The sequence below is a fragment of the Corynebacterium sp. UMB9976 genome, assembly GCF_030212265.1.
Taxonomy (GTDB): domain Bacteria; phylum Actinomycetota; class Actinomycetes; order Mycobacteriales; family Mycobacteriaceae; genus Corynebacterium.
In genome coordinates this window covers 1-233 of record NZ_JASODY010000184.1, presented here as the reverse complement: position 1 = coordinate 233, position 233 = coordinate 1, and the positions used below count along the sequence as shown (strand labels likewise).

The following is a 233-nucleotide window of genomic DNA, read 5'->3' as shown; positions in this document are numbered from 1 at the left end:
CTGGTCTTGCACGAGCACGTCGAGGGCCGAGACCGCCTCGTCGAGGACGATGACCTCCGGGCCCAACGCCATTGCACGTGCAATCGCGATGCGCTGACGCTGACCGCCAGAGAGCTCGTTCGGGTAGCGACGCATCGCGGACCTCGGCATCTGCACCATGTCCAGCAGCTCCGCCACGCGAGCGTCACGCTCCTTACGCGAACCCACCTTGTGCAGGCGCAACGGCTCCTCGA

1 protein-coding gene is annotated in these 233 nt (G+C 66.5%); it reads right to left on the bottom strand.

Features of this window, described 5'->3' with window-relative positions:
* Positions 1–233 (bottom strand): ATP-binding cassette domain-containing protein (locus QP140_RS10305; protein WP_284759560.1); only part of this gene is annotated, 233 nt, incomplete at both ends.